This window comes from Paenibacillus durus (assembly GCF_000756615.1).
Classification (GTDB): domain Bacteria; phylum Bacillota; class Bacilli; order Paenibacillales; family Paenibacillaceae; genus Paenibacillus_AQ; species Paenibacillus_AQ durus.
The window spans coordinates 3,024,092-3,043,173 of record NZ_CP009288.1 but is presented as its reverse complement, the minus strand read 5'-3'; the positions used below and the strand labels follow the sequence as shown (position 1 = coordinate 3,043,173).

Annotated in this window: 19 protein-coding genes; 1 reads left to right on the top strand and 18 read right to left on the bottom strand. The window is 53.0% G+C overall.

The window, feature by feature from the left end; all coding sequences use genetic code 11:
- Positions 1-37 precede the first annotated feature (37 nt).
- Positions 38-1,453, top strand: a complete 1,416-nt coding sequence (gene hydG / locus PDUR_RS13085; protein WP_081949862.1) for a [FeFe] hydrogenase H-cluster radical SAM maturase HydG — start codon at positions 38-40, stop codon at positions 1,451-1,453.
- Between the two features lie 193 nt (positions 1,454-1,646).
- On the opposite strand, the gene hydF is transcribed toward hydG, so the two are convergent.
- The 18 genes from hydF to PDUR_RS12995 form a co-directional block, all read right to left on the bottom strand.
- A complete protein-coding gene (hydF, locus tag PDUR_RS13080; protein WP_042206656.1) occupies positions 1,647-2,903 on the bottom strand; it encodes a [FeFe] hydrogenase H-cluster maturation GTPase HydF in 1,257 nt (418 codons plus the stop codon).
- Between the two features lie 31 nt (positions 2,904-2,934).
- Positions 2,935-4,356 (bottom strand): aspartate ammonia-lyase, encoded by a 1,422-nt coding sequence (locus PDUR_RS13075; RefSeq protein ID WP_042206655.1) that lies wholly within the window; start codon positions 4,354-4,356, stop codon positions 2,935-2,937.
- Positions 4,357-4,365: 9 nt separating this feature from the next.
- Entirely contained in the window at positions 4,366-5,403 is a 1,038-nt protein-coding gene (moaA, locus tag PDUR_RS13070; RefSeq protein ID WP_042209333.1) for a GTP 3',8-cyclase MoaA, read from the bottom strand.
- Between the two features lie 59 nt (positions 5,404-5,462).
- Complete coding sequence (locus PDUR_RS13065; protein ID WP_042206654.1) at positions 5,463-6,047, bottom strand: 4Fe-4S dicluster domain-containing protein; 585 nt, start codon at positions 6,045-6,047, stop codon at positions 5,463-5,465.
- A complete protein-coding gene (locus PDUR_RS13060) occupies positions 6,044-7,444 on the bottom strand; it encodes a [FeFe] hydrogenase, group A (protein ID WP_233277368.1) in 1,401 nt (466 codons plus the stop codon). The genes PDUR_RS13065 and PDUR_RS13060 overlap by 4 nt, the downstream gene beginning before the upstream one ends.
- Positions 7,445-7,476: 32 nt before the next feature.
- A complete protein-coding gene (locus PDUR_RS13055; protein WP_042206653.1) occupies positions 7,477-8,127 on the bottom strand; it encodes a 4Fe-4S dicluster domain-containing protein in 651 nt (216 codons plus the stop codon).
- A complete protein-coding gene (fdhF, locus tag PDUR_RS13050; protein ID WP_081949509.1) occupies positions 8,124-10,268 on the bottom strand; it encodes a formate dehydrogenase subunit alpha in 2,145 nt (714 codons plus the stop codon). The genes PDUR_RS13055 and fdhF overlap by 4 nt, the downstream gene beginning before the upstream one ends.
- A 136-nt stretch (positions 10,269-10,404) precedes the next feature.
- The gene (locus PDUR_RS13045; protein WP_042206651.1) at positions 10,405-10,755 is read right to left on the bottom strand and encodes a Na-translocating system protein MpsC family protein; all 351 of its coding nucleotides are present in this window, start codon (positions 10,753-10,755) and stop codon (positions 10,405-10,407) included.
- Between the two features lie 259 nt (positions 10,756-11,014).
- Positions 11,015-11,719, bottom strand: coding sequence for a ribonuclease III (gene rnc, locus PDUR_RS13040; protein ID WP_042206650.1), 705 nt, complete (start codon positions 11,717-11,719; stop codon positions 11,015-11,017).
- 12 nt (positions 11,720-11,731) lie between these two features.
- Positions 11,732-12,970: a beta-ketoacyl-ACP synthase II gene (fabF, locus tag PDUR_RS13035; protein ID WP_156130447.1), complete on the bottom strand. Its 1,239-nt coding sequence runs from the start codon at positions 12,968-12,970 to the stop codon at positions 11,732-11,734.
- Positions 12,971-13,186: 216 nt separating this feature from the next.
- Positions 13,187-13,420 carry an acyl carrier protein gene (acpP, locus tag PDUR_RS13030; RefSeq protein ID WP_025334828.1) on the bottom strand — a complete coding sequence of 78 codons (234 nt, stop codon included), beginning with the start codon at positions 13,418-13,420 and terminating at the stop codon, positions 13,187-13,189.
- A 132-nt stretch (positions 13,421-13,552) separates the two neighbouring features.
- Positions 13,553-14,302, bottom strand: coding sequence for a 3-oxoacyl-ACP reductase FabG (gene fabG, locus PDUR_RS13025; RefSeq protein ID WP_042206648.1), 750 nt, complete (start codon positions 14,300-14,302; stop codon positions 13,553-13,555).
- Positions 14,303-14,360: 58 nt separating this feature from the next.
- Complete coding sequence (gene fabD / locus PDUR_RS13020) at positions 14,361-15,284, bottom strand: ACP S-malonyltransferase (protein WP_042206647.1); 924 nt, start codon at positions 15,282-15,284, stop codon at positions 14,361-14,363.
- Between the two features lie 21 nt (positions 15,285-15,305).
- Positions 15,306-16,295 carry a beta-ketoacyl-ACP synthase III gene (locus PDUR_RS13015; protein WP_156130445.1) on the bottom strand — a complete coding sequence of 330 codons (990 nt, stop codon included), beginning with the start codon at positions 16,293-16,295 and terminating at the stop codon, positions 15,306-15,308.
- An 8-nt stretch (positions 16,296-16,303) separates the two neighbouring features.
- A complete protein-coding gene (gene plsX, locus PDUR_RS13010) occupies positions 16,304-17,293 on the bottom strand; it encodes a phosphate acyltransferase PlsX (protein ID WP_042206645.1) in 990 nt (329 codons plus the stop codon).
- Entirely contained in the window at positions 17,277-17,873 is a 597-nt protein-coding gene (gene fapR / locus PDUR_RS13005) for a transcription factor FapR (protein ID WP_042206644.1), read from the bottom strand. The genes plsX and fapR overlap by 17 nt, the downstream gene beginning before the upstream one ends.
- 270 nt (positions 17,874-18,143) lie before the next feature.
- Positions 18,144-18,317 carry a 50S ribosomal protein L32 gene (gene rpmF, locus PDUR_RS13000; protein WP_019911234.1) on the bottom strand — a complete coding sequence of 58 codons (174 nt, stop codon included), beginning with the start codon at positions 18,315-18,317 and terminating at the stop codon, positions 18,144-18,146.
- A gap of 59 nt (positions 18,318-18,376) precedes the next feature.
- Positions 18,377-18,889, bottom strand: coding sequence for a YceD family protein (locus PDUR_RS12995; protein ID WP_042206643.1), 513 nt, complete (start codon positions 18,887-18,889; stop codon positions 18,377-18,379).
- Positions 18,890-19,082 lie beyond the last annotated feature (193 nt).

Genomic DNA, 19,082 nt, shown 5'->3' with positions numbered 1-19,082 from the left:
TGGTCATTTTAATCAACCCAGAAAGAAGTGGATGTTCGTGAACCGAGTAAATGAGCGCCATCAGGCTGATTTTATTCAAGACGAGGAAATCAAGGGAGCGCTGCAATACGGGGAGACGGCGGTTAAAGACAGCACGCTCATAACCGCAATCCTGGAAAAAGCAAGAAAATGCAAAGGACTGACCTCTCGCGAAGCCGCTGTTCTGCTGCATGTGGATGATGAAGAAACGCTGGAACGGCTGTACCAGGTATCCAGGGAAATCAAGGAACGGATATACGGCAACCGGATTGTGCTGTTCGCGCCGCTCTATGTCAGCAACTACTGCGTCAATAACTGTGTCTACTGCGGATACAAGCACTCCAATTCCGAGTTTGCGCGCAGCCGCCTTACACAAAGCGAAATCGCCCAGGAAGTCAAGGTTCTTCAGTCGCTTGGCCATAAACGGCTTGTCCTTGAAGCGGGCGAAGACTCTCAACATTGTTCCATCGACTACATTCTGGAATGTATCCGGACCCTATACGAGACCAAGCTGGACAATGGCAGCATCCGGCGGGTTAACATCAATATTGCCGCTACGACGGAGGAAGAATACCGCCAACTGGCCGAGGCAGGGATCGGAACTTATATTTTATTCCAGGAGACTTATCATCGACCCAGTTACCGCAAGTACCACCCGCAAGGACCCAAAAGCGATTATGATTGGCATACGACCGCCATGGATCGGGCAATGAAAGCCGGAATCGACGACGTCGGCATCGGCGTTCTGTACGGGCTTTATGATAATAAATACGAGACCATCGCCATGCTGCAGCACGCCGAACATTTGGAGCAGACATTTGGCTGCGGACCGCATACTATTTCCGTACCTCGTCTGCGCGAAGCGGAGAACGTGAATCTGGACAGCTATCCCTATCTTGTGGGCGACCGCGATTTCGCGAAGATTGTCGCCGTGCTGAGGTTGGCCGTACCTTATACGGGGATGATTCTGTCCACACGCGAAGACCCGGAATTCCGCGACCAGATCATTAAGCTTGGAATATCGCAGATCAGCGCAGGCTCTGCCACTGGCGTCGGCGCGTACAGCGTCAATAAAGACAAAGACGACAAACCGCAGTTCACGGTCGGCGATCATCGCTCTCCTATGGAAATTATCAAGAATCTGTGCCAAGACGGCTATGTTCCCAGCTACTGCACCGCATGTTACCGCGAAGGACGAACGGGGGACCGCTTCATGCAGCTGGCCAAATCGGGGCAAATTCACAATGTATGCCAGCCAAACTCCTTGATGACCTTTCAGGAGTACCTGCTGGATTACGCCGACGAGGAAATGCGCGCCATTGGCGAGCAGACCATTCGCGAGAATCTGGAGCGTATCCCCAAGGAATCGGTCAAGAAAACAACGATGGAACAGCTCAAGCGCATTCATGCAGGCGAAAGAGATTTGCGGTTCTAAGAAACAGACATTTGACGAACAGGGCATCGTAAGAAGAAACGGCTTCGCCGTCCTCCTGAAGAGGAAGGCATCCGTTTCTCGTAAAAATATCAGGTCAAGGATAAGCGCGAAGCTTATACTTTCTGATATTTCAAAAAAACACCCGGAACCTTTTGAACAAGGAACCGGGTGCTTCCATTTAATTGACAGTCCTTTAACTCCCTTCCTCCGCCCAAGCCAACATGGCGGAAGGAAACATTTCAATCGCCCTTGGGAACACGCCATGGACATAGGCAATAAACACGCCATAATTGACAATCGGCACTCCTGCGGCCCCTGCTTCTTCCATCCGATGAAGCATCGCTCTGCGGTTCAGGATGCACGCGCCGCAATGAATAATAAGGGAATACTGATCCAATCCCTCTGGAAATTCACTTCCGGCAGCATGCTCGATTTGAAGCTGCCTACCCGTCTTCTCCCGCAGCCAGCGGGGAATCTTGACAGTGGCGATATCATCGGACTGCCGATGGTGCGTACAAGCTTCCGCAATCAGCACCCGGTCACCGTCACGCAGGCGGCTGATCGCCCTCACTCCCCGCACAAGCCGGGGAAGGTCCCCTTTGTACCGGGCGAACAGGATGGAGAAGGAGGTTAACGGCACATCCTTCGGAGTGTCGGCCTGAGCTTTCAGAAACGCCTGCGAATCTGTAATCACCACTTTCGGCTTGCGCCCCAGTGACGACAGCGTATGACTTAGTTCCTGTTCTTTGGTCACCACAGCTACCGCATCACATTCCATAATGTCGCGAATAGTCTGCTGCTGGGGCAGGATCAGCCTGCCTTTGGGCGCAGCCTTGTCGATCGGGACGACAAGAACGGCCAGGTCACCGGGACTTAACAGGTCGCCGACGATCCGAAACTTATCTTCTCCCTTAGGTAAGGCAGCCGCAATCGCCGCCTTTAATTCACCCATTCCACATCCAGTGGCGGCGCTTACCAGAACCGGCTTGCAGCCAAGTTTGGCTTCCGCATCCGCTGCCGCTAAAGAGGCGTCTCCTTCATCTCCTTGTGCGTTAAGCAAATCGATTTTGTTCAATATCACAATCGCCGGAATCTCTCTGGCAGCAATCGTCCGCAGCAGTTCCTGCTCAAATTCGTCCGCGCCATGGTCGGCATCAATCACAAGCAGCGCCACATCGGTTTTGTTTAGAATGCGCATCGTTTTGTGGATACGGAGCTGCCCCAAATCGCCAACGTCATCCAGTCCGGCTGTATCAATAAGCACCACCGGGCCAGCCGGCAGCAGCTCCATCGGCTGATAGACCGGGTCGGTCGTCGTACCGCTTACCGGGGAAACAATCGATGTCTCCTGCCCGCCAAGCGCGTTAATCACACTCGATTTACCGGCATTACGCCGCCCGAATACAGCGATATGCAATCGTTCTCCGCGTGGTGTATCGTTCAAGCTCATAGGGTGTTCTCCTTCACTTTCCTATACCTCTTTAGACCCCTCTGCCGCTTCCGGGAATACCCGGCTTGGTCACTTCCAGCGGATGAAGGATCGCTTCAATTTGCTCTGCTCTCATCAGGCCGCGTTCCTGCAGCAGTTGTTCTAGCGGCTGTCCCGTAGCCGTGACGGCCTTAGCCAGCTCAGCGGCGGTGTCGTATCCAAGATAAGACACCGCTGCAGCTGCCATTACTCCCGAGCGGTCGAGATTCTCCTGGCAGTGGACGGTGTCCAGCGTCAACCCTTGAACACACCGCTCCTTAAATAGCGGAACAGCACGGCTCAGCAATTCCAGCGATTCCAGCAGCGCCTCGGCAATCAAGGGCGTAAACGCATTAAGCTCAAGCTGTCCGCTTGCCGCCGCCAGCGTTACCGCCGTATCATTGGCAATCACCCGTATCGCGACGGACCCGGCCATCTCGGCCATGACCGGATTGACCTTGCCGGGCATGATCGAAGAGCCGACCTGCACAGCGGGCAGCTTATATTCACCAATGCCACCGGATGGTCCGGAATTCAGCAGCCGGAAATCGCCCGATATCTTCAGCAGATTCACCGCGGCTGCTTTGAGCAGACCCGAAGTCTCAACGAACACATCCATATTTTGCGTGGCATCCATTGGAAAATCGCTGCGGCATACCCCGAGACCGGTCATTTCCCGCAGCTCCTCAGCAATGGCATAGGCATACGTAAACGGCGCGTTCATCCCTGTGCCGACGGCCGTACCGCCGATATTGATCTCCCGCAGCCGCTCCTCCGCTTTATACAGCCGCCACCGGTCACGAGCCACCGCTTTAGCGTAGGCGCCGAAGCTCTGCCCGGCCATGATCGGCAGCGCGTCCATCAGCTGCGTCCGGCCCAGCCTTAATACATCGGCATACTGCCGTTCCTTCTCCTGCAGCGCTTCCTGAAGCGAAGACAGCTCTTCACTCAGCACGCGCAGCAGCGGGATGACAGCGATGCGCAGAGCGGTCGGATAGACATCGTTCGTGGACTGATAAAGATTTACGTGATCAATCGGATGAATTAGCCTGGAGTCCCCCTTGGTCCCGCCAAGCCGCTCGATTGCCCGGTTGGCAATCATCTCGTTCACATTCATATTAGTGCTGGTTCCCGCTCCGCCCTGATAGGCGTCCACGATAAAATGATCATCCAGCAGGCCTGCCAAAATATCATCACAGGACAACTGAATTGCCTCAGCGGCATATTCTGGAATATCCCCTTGCCGCCCGTTTACTTTTGCCGCAGCTTTCTTGACCAGCACCATTGCCCGCATGAGCCGAAGGTGGGCCGGACGGCCGCTGACGGTAAAATTATCCCGTGCCCGCAAGGTATGAATGCCATAATAGGCATCCTCAGGAACGGAGGCACTGCCAAGCGAGTCCTGTTCCGTGCGAAATTTGAATTCATCGCTCATTCTAAGCATTCACCCGCCAATCTGGGACATCTGACGCCGCATTACGTGCTGGGAAGGCTTGTGGCTCGGCTGAACGATCATCTCATGCCGCTGCGGTTTGGCTTCGAGCGATTGCCGGAATACTTTTCTAAGCATCTCGTCATTTCCGATAAACGGCTTGAGATCCCACTCGTCGTTCCAATAGAGGCAGGGCTTAATATATCCGTTGGCCGTAATGCGCAGCCTGTTGCAGCCCATGCAGAAATGATCGCTCACCGGATTAATCAGGCCGAATTCTCCTGCAGCTCCGGAAATCCGGTAATACTTGGCCGGTCCCGCATCGTCAGCCGCTCCGCAAAAGGATTGATTCGCCAGACTGTCAGCAGGCTCAACAAGGCGCGCGTTCCATTCCCTCTTCGCACATTGCGCCAATATTCCTTCCAGCGGCATATATTTCGCTTTCCATCCCTCTGTGTGATTACCGACAGGCATATATTCGATAAAGCGGATTTGCAGCGGATAATCGAGCGTCAACCGCAAAAAAGATTCGATTTCGTCGTCGTTCACGCCTTGCATGAGTACAACATTGAGCTTCAGCGTTTCGAATCCGGCTTCAAAGCAGGCTTCAATGGCGTCCAATACGCGGCCCAGATCACCGCCGCGCGTAATCTTGGCGTACCTCTCCGGCAGAAGGGAATCCAGACTGATGTTCACATCGGTCAGCCCTGCCCGGCGAAGCGCCCGAGCCTTGGACGCCAGCAGCATCCCGTTGGTAGTCAGCCCGATGCGTCTGATTCCTGATAGGGCGCCAAGCTTGGCCACAAGTTCTTCCAGACGGGGCCGCAGCAGCGGTTCTCCGCCGGTAATCCTCACCTTAGTGACCCCCATCTCAGCGAGTACATTTACGATGGCAACCATCTCGTCAAAATTAAGTTGGTCCGTCTGCGAAGTATATGCCGCTCTGTTCCCCGGTCTGCAATACTGACAGCCAAGATTGCAGCGGTCGGTAATGGAGAGCCGCACATAATTATGTACACGGCCAAAGGAGTCAACCAAAGGATCGGACAAAGGATTCACCTTGCTTTCTGCATTTTGTGACTGAACACTTGGATGGAATTTTAACATGCTCAATAGCCGGATAAATCGCCAAATGACTGCAGTAGCTGTGCGCTGGCAATTCTTTTCCGGGAAGCCGACTCTTCGATTTGACTCGGGTTAATGAACAGGAGCGCATTCGTCGGGCATACGCGCACACACTCCGGTCCATTTCCGCTTTCTTCACAGAGATCGCATTTCTGCGCAACGATTCTTTCCTTCCGACTTGGCACACCCGCAGCATTTGACCGCAGGCCGGATTGCAGCTGCTTCTGACCATTCCGATACGCTGTAACCATCTGAATTGCCCCATAGGGGCAGACCAGCATGCAGGTCTTACAGCCAATACATGTATCCTGGTTAATAAAAATGCTATGGTCCTTATTCGTAATCGAACCGTTCGGGCACACATTGGCACAAGGCGCATCCTCACAATGTCTGCACTGGACAGGGGCAGTAACGGCTTCCGTCTCGATTACACTAAGACGCGGGTAAAAGGCAATCTCGCTTTCTTCCTGCTCAAACAACTTGTTTCCCGAATGCGCAACTACACAGGCTGCTTCACAAGTATGACATCCTATGCATTTATCTGGATCAGCAACTACGAAACTGTTCATTTCAATTCCCCCTTAACCTTTCTGGAAAAGAACTTGGTATGCAGCAAATGATGTGAAGTATGACCTAAAGGCTCACCTAAAAAGTCTTTGTATAATTTAATAATTGCAGGGTTCTCATGCGACTTGCGGACCTTCTGATTAGAATCATGACGGTATATCGAGCTCTTTCGGGCCTGATAAGCGCTCTTTCGCTGTGTTTCCAGCAGAAGCTTCGGCTGGCCGCCGCCGCTGACGCATCCTTCGGGACAGGCCATCACTTCGATAAAATGATAGGGGCAGGTGCCACCCGCTACTTGTTCCAAAATGGATGAGACATATTTAAGCCCTGCAACCATAGCCACCTTTAGCTCCAAATCACCAATTTGAACCGTTGCGGTACGAATTCCTTCATCCCCTCTGATAAAATCGAGCTGAAGGTTCGGGATGGATTCGTGTGTTACCAGCTCATACCCCGTTCGGATCGCCGCTTCCATAACTCCTCCGGTGGCGCCAAAGATCGTTCCTGCTCCGGAATATTTGCCAAGCGGCGAGTCAAACGGTTCGTCGGGAAGATTGATGAAATCAATGCCTTTATCCTTGATTAACTGGGCCAGTTCCCTCGTTGTAATGACCATATCCACTTCGCGGAGCCCGTCAACATTCATTTCTTCCCTGCCAGCCTCAAATTTCTTGCACGTACAAGGCATGACCGCCACGCTGAGAATATCGGCCGGGGCAATTCCATCCAATTCGGCGCTGTAGGTCTTAACCAGTGCTCCTACCATTTGCATTGGCGACTTGCAGCTCGACAGATGATCCAGCACATGCGGCGCTGCCGTCTCCGCATGCTTGACCCAAGCCGGGCAGCAGGAGGTGAACATGGGCAGCCGCTCGCCGGACATGACTCTGCCAATTAATTCACTGCCTTCTTCCATAATCGTGACGTCCGCACCGAAATTTGTATCATACACTCTATCGAAATTCAGCAGCCTTAACGCCGCCGCCATCTTACCCGGAGTTAATGTGCCAAGGGGCAAGCCGAATTCTTCCGCCAGCGACACGCGGATGACCGGAGCGCATTGCACGACTTTATACCGCTTCGGGTCGGCCAGCGCTTCCTTTAACTCTATTGCATGCCCGGTCGAATAAGCGGCGAATAGCGGTTCACGCACACTGGAAAGCTGACCTCTTTGCCGCAGCTTCTCTGCACGGGAAGTCAGGGAAGGATCGCTTTCCGCCGCATAAGCGGCGCATGTCTGTACACATTGCCCGCAAACGACGCAGCGGTGCGCATCAATTCTTTGGGGTGTGCCCGCTTCACCGATAATGGCATCCACCGGGCATACCGCCGCGCACCGCCTGCACCCGGTGCATAGTTCTTCGTCAATATGAATAATCGGATCGATGTTTGGCGTCACAGATGATCCCTTCTTTTCTATGATTAGCTTTATCATAATCTCAGCCCTGCAGCTTTCCGTGATCTGGATGCCCCGAGGCTCGGACTAACCAGCGTCAGCGCCTGCTCCGGACAGACCGAGACGCAAGCGGGAACCGGCCCTACAGTCATGTCGCCTTTGCTGATATCGGTCACTCTGCCAGCTGCTGCAATCTCTCCAGAAGCCGTATTCCCGTCAGACACGATATCATGGCATAAATCACATTTATAAGCGATGACTCTCGTTTTCCGTTCCAAATGGCCGTCCAGCCGTTCCCTTAAGTGCGGCTGCTTATGCTCCTGGCCGCTGCTGTACGCCTTATACAGACTGATCGCTCCAAAAGGACAAGCCATGGCACAAGCTTTGCAGCCAATACAGCGGTCCTCATCGATAGTAATAGCGCCTTCCTCCTGCTGGATCGCTTGTACCGGACAGACGCCGGCGCAAGGCGCGTTCTCGCAATGCCGGCACTGAACAGGCATCGTGAAACTGTCCGTGCGGATAACATACAGCCTTGGAATGACTGGCGTGGTGACCGTGCCTACCGCAGCAGCCACCCCATTATCACGGTTATGCACGGCGAAGCAGGCCAGTTCGCACGCTTTACAGCCTATGCATTTGCCGGCTTCGGCAATGACGAACGAATTGGGCCGTTCCTTCTTCATGCCTGACCCGCCCCCACATGCATCTGCTTTCTCAGCGACTCATATTGCTGCCGCACCTTCTGTTCGGCCTGAAGCTGATCCTGAATCCGCTCCAGGCGAATCGCGCAATATTTGTATTCCGGCGTCTTGGAGACGGGGTCCAAAGCATCGCCGGTCAGCTCGTTGCAAGCGCCAATCCAGAAATGATAGGTCATATAGGTGGCGCCTTTTTTCACCCGGTCGCTGATTTGCGCTCTGGCGACAATCCTTCCCCGCCGGGAGATAATTCTAACGAGCTGCCCGTCTTCAATGCCGAGACTCGAAGCGTCCCCGGGACTGATCTGGATATTACCAGGCTCATCGGACAATTGGCTAAGGGCCCGGCAGTTCCCGGTCATGGTGCGTACGGAATAATGTCCAACTTCACGGACGGTCGACAGCGTTAACGGATATTCCTGATCCGGCTGCTCGAGCGGAGCTCTCCATTCACAGGCGAACAGCCGCCCTTTGCCGTTAGCTGTCGAAAAGCGGTTACCCTCATATAAATACGGAGTACCCGGATGATCTTCGGTCGGGCAAGGCCACTGAACGCCGCCCTGCTCCTCCATCTTCTTATAGCTTGCTCCGGCAAATTTCGGACAGAGGGCTCGCATCTCATCCCAGATTTCTTCCGTATTCCGGTAAGTCATCGGGTAGCCCATCGCCGTGGACAGTTCGCTGATAATCTGCCAATCCGGCTTTACATCCCCTGGAGGATCTACGGCTTTTCTAATCCGCTGAAATCCGCGGTCAGCTGACGAAAACACACCTTCATGTTCGCCCCAGGAGGTAGCAGGCAGGATGACATCTGCATGCAGCGCCGTCTTGTTCATGAAGATATCCTGCACAATGACAAACTCCATCTTCTCCAGCGTTTCCCTTACTTCGGCCGCATTCGGATCACTCTGTACCGGATCTTCGCCAAAAATGTAATAAGCTTTCACTTTGTCTTCCTTCAATACAAGATGGGGAATTTCCGTTAAGCGGTAACCGACTTTATCCGGCAGCATGACGCCCCAGGCCTTCTCGAACTTTTTGCGTATTTTGGGATCGGTAACCGATTGATAGCCCGGATACACATTAGGCAAGGCCCCCATGTCGCACGAGCCCTGTACGTTGTTCTGACCGCGGACCGGACCAATGCCGACACCGGGTCTGCCGAAATTGCCGGTCAATAGCGCCAGCGAGGCAAGCCCTTTGACTACGTCCACCGCCTGAGCGAATTGGCATACTCCCATGCCATACAGAATCATCGCTTTATTTGCTTTGGCATACTGCCGCATCACCTTGCGAATGTCATTTGCTTTTACACCGGTGATGCTCTCGGCATACTCAGGCGTATACTTTTTCACACTTTCCTTATATTCAGCAAATCCTTCCACATAGTTGGCTACATAATCCTTGTCATATAATTCTTCCTCTATGAGCACATTTCCAAATGCATTTACAAGCGCCATGTTCGTTCCGCCTTTAAGAGGGAGCCAAGTATCAGCAATTCTAGCCGATTCTGTCTTTCGTGGATCAGATACGATAATGGTAGCGCCTTTCTGCTTCGCTTTGACGATTCTTCTGGCTACAATCGGGTGCGTGACTGCGGCATTATAGCCAAAAATGAAGAGCAGGTCCGTATCCTCTATTTCCGGAATAGAATTCGACATGGCCCCATCGCCCAATGAATAGGTCAGCCCTGCAACGGACGGACCATGGCACACTCTGGCACAGTGGTCAATATTATTGGTGCCGATTACCGCCCGCATAAATTTTTGCATCACATAGTTAGCCTCATTGCCAGGTCCTCTGGCCGAGCCAGTACCCATGATCGCATCCGGACCATATTTTTCTTTAATAGCCGTAAGCTTCTCTGCTGTAAATTGGATGGCCTCTTCCCAAGAGACCTCACGCAAAACCCCTTCTTTGCGAATCATGGGCTTGCGAAGACGAGCGGTCAAAATCTGCGGATCATTCAGAAAATCCCATCCATAATGACCCTTCAGGCACAAGTTCCCTTCGTTTGTTCTTCCATCCGCAGGCTCGGCCCCCACGACCTTCCCGTCTTCAACCAGTAAATTCATGTGACAACCGCTGCCGCAATACGGGCATATTGTCAGTACTTTGTTCCCCACTAAGATAACCACCTTTTCATGTGATTTTTTGCACAAAGAGCACAACAAAAAATAAGCCAATACAAAGTATAAATAGAAAAATACACCGTGTACTGGCTTATTAAAAAGCGAAGAAGCTCACGCCCTTTCTCTTCAATCAAACCGATTTATTCAATTGAATAATGATGGCCCGGCCGCTTGGACAAAGCTCGTAAATCTTCCAAGTATATGTAAACGGACTGCCAAGCGTGTCTATCATTTCGGCCATAAACTCTTTTTCCAAATAAGGCTTTAAGACTTTCCAATATTCCGCAACGAGATCGACAGCACCTTCTTTTACTAAAATCTCAGACAGACTCGAGAGAATTCCCCTAATCTCAATCGTGATTAATTGGCCGCTCTCTACTTTAACCTTCACATTCTCCGGACCTCTGCCCCGGTAGTGCTTAACCATCTTGACTACAAGTCTTCTAATCTTCTCTTGGTATTCGAATTCAGTCTCAGACATCCAAACACCTCAATACTTACCATCTTTGAATGGTATTTAATTTCATTTATTACATGTTCATGTTAGACTTTTCGAAAATTCTTGTCAATACACAAATTAACACTTATCCATCCGTTTCCAACTGTTATTTTTGAATCCTCGGACGTTATCGTTAGAATTTAAAAAAGAGCAGCAAAGGTCTGATTTCCGTTTATATGCCGGAATCAAACCCTTGCTGCTCTGCTGCTTTTACCCGTAATACTTCGGAAGCTCCATTCTCTCAGGCGCCGTCCTCTTTCAGACGCAGCAGCGCGGCTGCCGCAGCATGCTGCTCCGCTTCCTTTTTCGAGCGCCCGCTTCCCTGGCCCAGAGTACGGCTGGCCATACTTACTTCGGAGACGAATTCCCGTTCGTGAGCCGGTCCCCGTTCCTCGATTATCCGATACTCCAAGGCACCCATGCCATGATGCTGAATCAATTCCTGCAGCTCGGTCTTGAAGTCGGTCATCTGCATTTGCAGCTTCCCATCCCTCTCTACAAGCGGGAATACATGGTTATCCAAAAACTTCCGCACCGTCTCGAGTCCTTGATCCAGATAAAGCGCTCCCACGAAGGATTCGAACACATCGGCCAGCAGCGCCGGCCGGGTCCGCCCTCCCGTCAGCTCTTCGCCTTTGCCAAGCAGCACGTAGCGGCCAAAGCCAAGGTTCTCGGCGAACTTGACCAGCGACGGCTCGCAGACGATAGCAGCCCGCAGCTTGGTCAACTCGCCTTCCGGCCGGTCGGGAAGCAAATTATATAAATATTCGGAAACCGTCAGCTCCAGGACAGCGTCTCCCAAGAATTCAAGACGTTCATTGTCCTGGTGCTGATTGAAACGGTGTTCATTGACATAGGACGCATGGGTAAAAGCCTGCTTCAGCAGCAAAGAATCGTGGAATTGAATATGAAGTTGACTTTGTAATTGCTTCAGGTCCCCATTCATCGCACGGTCTCCTTACTGATTGTATTTTTTCAAAATAACGGTCGCGTTATGTCCTCCGAATCCGAATGAATTGGACATGGCGATGTTCAGCTCCGCTTCACGAGGCTTATTCGGAACATAGTCCAGATCGCATTCGGGGTCCTGGTTGTCCAAATTGATTGTTGGAGCAATCATGTTATTCTGCAGGGAAAGTCCGCAAATGATCGCTTCCACCCCGCCAGCTGCACCAAGCAGGTGCCCTGTCATGGATTTCGTGGAGCTGACCGGCACCTTGTACGCATGATCTCCAAGCGCCATCTTGATGGCCGTCGTCTCCGACTTGTCCCCTACAGGAGTCGAGGTGCCATGCGCGTTGATATAGTCAATCTCCTCCGGCTTGATGCCTGCATCGCGAATCGCCATCTTCATGCAGCGCGCCGCGCCGTCCGGATCGGGTTCGGTCATATGATGAGCATCGCCGCTCAAGCCGTAGCCGATAACCTCGGCATAAATCCGGGCTCCCCGCTGAAGCGCATGCTCCAGAGATTCCAGCACCAGGATACCGGCGCCTTCACCCATAACGAAGCCATCTCTGCCCGAATCGAACGGACGGCTTGCCTTTTCCGGCTCGTCATTGCGCGTGGACATCGCTCTCATCGCACAGAAGCCTGCCATGCCCGTCGGACGGATGGTCGCTTCGGCACCTCCGCAGATCATAGCGTCCGCGTCACCGCGCTGAATGATGCGTAACGAATCGCCGATTGCGTGGCTCCCTGTCGCGCAGGCGGTAACCTGCGTTGTATTAGGACCTTTTGCCCCAAGGCTGATGGACAGCTGCCCCGAACCCATATTGGCGATCATCATCGGAATAAAGAACGGACTGACGCGTTTGGGACCTTTTTCAAGCAGCAGGTTATGCTGATCTTCCCAGGTGCCGAGTCCGCCAATACCTGAACCGACGGATACGCCGATTCTCTCGGCTTCGATATCCTCGCCAATCACCAGGCCGCTGTCACCCAGCGCCTTCTGACCTGCCGCGAGCGCAAATTGGACAAAACGGTCCATCTTGCGGGCCTCCTTGCGGCCGAACAACTCTTCCGGATCAAAATCTTTAATCGAAGCCGCGATTCGTGTCGGATATTCGCTCACATCGAAGGATTCGATCGTAGAAACCCCGGACTTCCCGCTCATCAAGCTGTTCCAGAATGTCTCCAGATCTTTGCCAAGCGTTGTCATCACGCCCATACCGGTAACAACCACTCTATGACTCAAAAGCATTCACCCCATCTGATTACTATATAGCTACAGTCGTAATTTCTCTCTCGTTTACTACTATATAAACTGCAAACGCCGCGAAAAAAAGCGGCGGTTTGTTATTTTCCTTGGAAATACGCTTACCGAAGCGCAGCAGCTTTCGCAAAGTGCAAACACTGTAAAATGAGGAGAAGTCCCGCCTTAAGCAGGTACGGGACTTTTAAGCCAATGACTCTAGGTATGAGATTGTATGTAGTTTACAACTTCACCCACGGTCGTAATCTTCTCTGCATCTTCATCAGAGATCTCCATATCGAATTCATCTTCCAATTCCATCACCAATTCTACAACGTCGAGAGAATCAGCTCCCAAATCATCTTTGAAAGACGCTTCCAGTGTGACTTCGGCTTCGTCGGCTCCTAAGCGGTCGACGACAATGCGCTTTACACGCTCCAATACATCGGACATCCGGTTCACCTCCTCTTTTGGTATTATACGAGATATGAGTTCAAAATGCCATAGAGCTAAAAAAACGCTTTAACCCGCTAATTTTGACGCTCAATCCCACTTTCCGGGATCAACCCGGAGCTACTGAAAATATTACATATACATGCCGCCGTCAACATGAAGCGTCTGGCCTGTCATATACGCCGCTCCCTCGGATGCAAGGAAGAGCGCGGCCGAAGCAATTTCCTCCGGCAGTCCGAGCCGTGCAAGCGGAATGCCCTTCGCCAGATCGGCGCGGACTTCATCAGACAGTTGGCGGGTCATATCGGTGTCGATAAAGCCGGGAGCAATACAGTTAACCGTAATGCCGCGGGAAGCAAGCTCACGCGCAGCCGACTTGGTCAGGCCGATAATGCCGGCCTTCGCCGCCGAATAGTTCGCCTGCCCCGGGTTGCCTGTCACGCCAACCACGGAGGAAATATTGATGATCCGGCCATAACGCTGCTTCATCATCGGGCGGGTGACCGCCTTAAGGCAGTTGAACACGCCTTTGAGATTCGTCTCGATGACCTGATCGAACTCTTCCTCTTTCATCCGCATAATCAGGTTGTCCCTTGTAATGCCCGCGTTATTCACTAGAATATCGATCCGGCCCCAGGCGCCGAGGGTTTCTTTAACCAGGGCTTCCGCCTGTTCGGCGCTGCCGACATTACCCCGGAGCGCGATTCCTTCGGAGCCAATCTCCGCGATGCGTTCCACGGTCTCCCGGGCCGCATCTTCGCTGCCTGAATAGTTTACGGCGACCTTAACGCCATGCTCCGCCAGCGCCAGTGCGATGCTGCGGCCGATGCCGCGAGACGCACCGGTAACGAGGGCCGTCTGGCCCCGCAATGATGAGAACATCTTTGTATTCCCCTTTCATATTCCGTAAAGCTCGTCCTGCTGTTCAATCGAAAGCAATTCAGCCAAGAGCTTCAATGCTTTCCAGGCTGTTGATGTTAATCACCTTGACGCTCTTGTCGATCTTGCGGATGAGTCCGGCGAGCACACTGCCGGAACCGATCTCCACAAATGTGTCCACGCCTTCTTTAATCAGCCGTTCCACGGTATCCTGCCATAGTACCGGCGAATACACCTGCCGGACCAGCAGCTCGCGGATTTCCTCCGGATTCGTAACGGGAAGCGCGGTAACGTTGACGACAACGGGAACGGACGGTGCCTTAAACTCCGTCTTCGCCAGCTCGTCCGACAGTCTTTCAGCCGCTTCCTTCATCATGGAGGAATGGAAAGGACCGCTCACTTCCAGAGGAATTGCCCGCTTGCCGCCTGCTTCCTTCACCCGCTGAACGACCGCGTTCACGCCCGCCTGCGAGCCAGAAACGACAATCTGTCCCGGACAGTTGACGTTCGCCAGCTCAACCGGGCCTTCCTGCTCCGATACGCTGCGGCACAGGTCCGCCAGCGCCTCGCGCCCGGCGCCCAGAACGGCCGCCATTGCGCCTTGTCCGCCCGGCACGGCCTCTTCCATAAACTGGCCGCGCAGGCGCACCAGCTTGACCGCGTCCTCGTAGGCCAGGACGCCGGCCGCCACCAGCGCGCTGTATTCACCCAGGCTGTGACCGGCTACATAATCCGGCGTAAGGCCTTTTCCCTTCAGCGCTTCCAAATAGGCTACGCTTGCGGTCAGCAGCGCGGGCTGCGTATTGGCTGTCTGCTTAAGCTCGCTGTCAGGCCCTTCAAAGACAAGCGTGCTGAGCGGAAAGCCAAGAACCTCATCGCCTTTTTCAAATATCTCACGGGCCTTAGGCACAGCATCATATACATCCTTCGCCATGCCAACCGCCTGCGCCCCCTGGCCGGGAAATACGAATGCGATTTTACTCATTATGCTATTGCTCCCTTCCACTTACCAAATCAATATGGAAGCGCCCCAAGTCAGGCCTCCGCCGAAGCCGACCATCAGAACGGTGTCGCCTTCCTTCATCCGTCCTTCTTCCGCCGCTTCCACCAAGGCGAGCGGTATAGATGCTGCCGATGTGTTCGCGTATTTGTCTACATTGATTACGCACTTCTCCGGCGGAAGATCAAGACGCTGCATCGCTGATTGGATGATGCGTATATTCGCCTGATGCGGTACAAAGAGATCGATGTCTTCCTTCGTAAGACCCGCTTTGCCAAGCACCTTCTCCGTTGCCGTACCCATAACCCGGACCGCGAACTTGAACACTTCCCGTCCGTTCATGTAGATAAAATGCTTCTTGCCTTCCACCGTTTCCACCGAAGCGGGCAGCCGCGAGCCCCCGCCTTCCAGTTTCAGAAGCGGTCCGCCGGCTCCCTCTGCGCCAAGATCAAAGGACTTGAATCCCCGACCCTCCGGCACTTCGCCGAGAATGACCGCTCCCGCTCCGTCACCGAACAGAACGCAAGTGTTTCGATCCGTATAATCCGTAATCCGGGACAGTGCGTCCGCACCGATAATCAGGGCATTGTTGTACATGCCGTTCTGAATGAAGCCGACTGCTGTCGCCAGGCTGTATACAAAGCCCGAACAAGCCGCAGACAGGTCGAATGCCGCCGCACCCTTTGCTCCGAGCTTATCCTGCAAAATGCAGGCAGTGGAAGGAAAAGTCGTGTCTGGCGTAATCGTTGCCACAATGATCAGATCCAGATCCTCGGGCTTCATGCCCGCCGAAGCCAGCGCACGGAGCGCAGCTTCGTAAGCCAAATCTGAGGTCGCTTGATCCGGAGCCGCGATATGCCGCTCCCGGATTCCCGTCCGGCTGACAATCCATTCATCGTTCGTTTCCACTATTTTTTCCAAATCACTGTTGGTCAATATTCTTTCAGGTACATATTTTCCCGTACCAATAATGCCGACTGGCCGTAAGTTATTCATAATGTCACTCACTTCCCGCTGATTTCCTTGGATATACTTGGGACAAGACCAGACGATAGCGCTTGCCGCGCCTGCCGGACCGCATTCTTGATGGCGTTTCCGTCAGAAGAACCGTGCCCCTTTACTACGAGACCGCTTAAGCCCAGCAGCGGCGCTCCGCCGTGCTCCTTGTAATCCATCTTGCCCTTAAGCCCTCTAAGTTCAGGCATAAGCATCGCCGCTCCAAGCTTTGTCTTCAGAGACTTGCTGAACTGCTCCCTGAGCAGAGAAAAAATCGCTCCCGCCGTCCCTTCGAGCGACTTCAGCAAGATATTCCCAGCAAATCCGTCGCAGACGAGCACATCGCAGCTTCCCATCAGAACGTCGCGCGCTTCCACGTTGCCGACAAAGTTAATGCCCTCCAGCTGCTCCAGCAGCGGATACGCTTCCTTGGTCAGCTTGTTCCCCTTGCCCGGCTCGGCGCCGACGTTCAGCAGACCAACGCGCGGCTGCGAAATGCCGTGCACCTTGCTGCGGTAAATGCTTCCCATCAGCGCGTACTGCGCCAAATGCTGCGGCTCGGCGTCCATATTCGCGCCAAGGTCCAGAGCCAGCACGCCGACATCGTCGAGGGTCGGGATCATCGGAGCGAGCGCCGGGCGCTCAATGCCCGGCATTCTTCCGACAATTAGGAGCCCTGTCGTCATAAGGGCGCCCGTATTGCCAGCGGATATCATGGCCTCGGCTTCGCCTTCTTTAACCATCTTCCCTGCAACAACCATGGATGAATCTTTTTTCCGCCTAACCGCTTTGACAGGTTCCTCATCGGGTCCGATTACTTCGCTTGCATGACGGACCGTTACATTGACCGGCTTATCTTTAAGCAGCGGCGCCAGCCTTGCTTCGTCACCGACTAAAATAATCTGCGTATCTTTCCATTCCGCTGCCGCGGACAAGGCGCCCTCCACATTGCTCTCGGGCGCATGATCCCCGCCCATGGCGTCAATGGCGATCTGCACTACGGCTCACTCCTTCGCTGTATTCTTCGCTTACAGACCGATACACGACGAAATGGCCCTGAAAGACCATCTCATCGCTAACATATGTAAATACGTCGACCTCGGCCTTGCCCTTGCGGCCCGCCAGCGAGCGGACATAAGCCTTGGAAATGCATTTCTCACCCAGACGGACCATGCGTACAAACCGGATATCAGCGGAGGCGGTAAGCGCGATTTCAGCATCGATTACGGCAACCGCCAGTGAATTGGCCTGAGCGAATACATAATGGCCGCGGGCGATCCCGTTCCTGGAGAAGACATGTTCCGCACGGATTTCAAAAATCGAAATGCCGCTCTTATCCAGCTGTAAATCAACGATATCTCCAATTACTTCGTCCACAGGAAGAGAGCGCACCTGATCGTAGGAATGCTCCGCCATCTGCTTCATGCGCTCCCGCAGCTCCGGAATACCAAGCTCCATTCGGTCCAGCCGGATCGTCTGAATGCTGACCTTCAGCTGCCGGGTAAGCTCACGGTCCGTGACAAAAGGATTTTCCTCAATAATCCGCAACAGCTGCTGCTGGCGCTCTTTCTTCGGCACGCGCTCGATGGCGGTTCACCTCCCGTCCTTGTTTATGAAAGCAATGCCCTTCAATCGGCCGCAAGTTATATCGGAAGTTATGTTCATTCTAAATTTAGAACCTGGTACTAATATGTAGTATAAAGCATGAGGCCGCAAAAATAAAGCTTGGACTTTAAAACGTGCTCCGGACGCCTCCATAAAGTGGATCTCATGCACCCAAAACTGTTACCTGTCCGCAAAAAAATAGCACCTCACCGATAGATGAAGTACTACTTTGTTGTAAGACTGCTATTGCTTGATGATCTCTCTTGCTTTGTACGTTCCGCATACTTTGCATACGTGGTGAGCAAGCTTCAATTCTCCGCATTGTTCACATTTCACCATGCCCGGGACAACCAGCTTAAAGTGCGTGCGGCGCTTGTCACGGCGTGTTTTGGACGTTCTACGTTGAGGTACTGCCATGTGTTCCACCTCCTTATTCAAGTCAACCCGATTAATCGGGCCGTTTCGGTCTCATCTTCTCATTTGAAAAAATCTTTCAACCCGGCAAGACGCGGGTCGATTACGGTGTTGTCGCAACTGCAGGCGCCTTCGTTCAAATTTTGGCCGCATGTGGGACAGAGTCCCTTGCAGTCCGGGGTGCAAAGCACGGAAAGCGGCAAATGAAGAAGATAGCTTTCCTGAGCATAAGGCGCCAGATCTACGGCTTCATCGGTCACGTAGATAAGATCCTCGTCCTCATCTTCTTCCGGCTCAGCCGGTTCCTTGCCCCACTTGAACGTTTCGGCAAAAGGAATATCCATATGCGTCTTGACAGGAGTCAAGCAACGTGCACATAGCATGTCCGCATCTCCGCTCAGCTTACCCTCCACGGTTACGAGATCCGCAGCCGCGGGCAGCGCATCGAGATCGGCTAATAACGGTGATACAGTCAAAATATCCTTGCGGCCTTTGACGGCTTCGCTTACATCCACATTCTCATGGAAGTGCGTAGGTCCGCCAGCATTTGCAATTTTGCGAAAGTGAAACTTCATAAATATCACTCCAAACAAACAAAATTTATTATACCTACCGCATACGACCTTTGTCAACTATTTCCCCTTTATATTGTTAGGTAAAAGGGCTCTGAATTATGTTATAACTATTAGTAACCCATTCAGGGCGTTTTGACGGAGCTTGCTTACGCTTAAGCAAGCACGAGCCAGCACGATAACAATAAACAAGAAC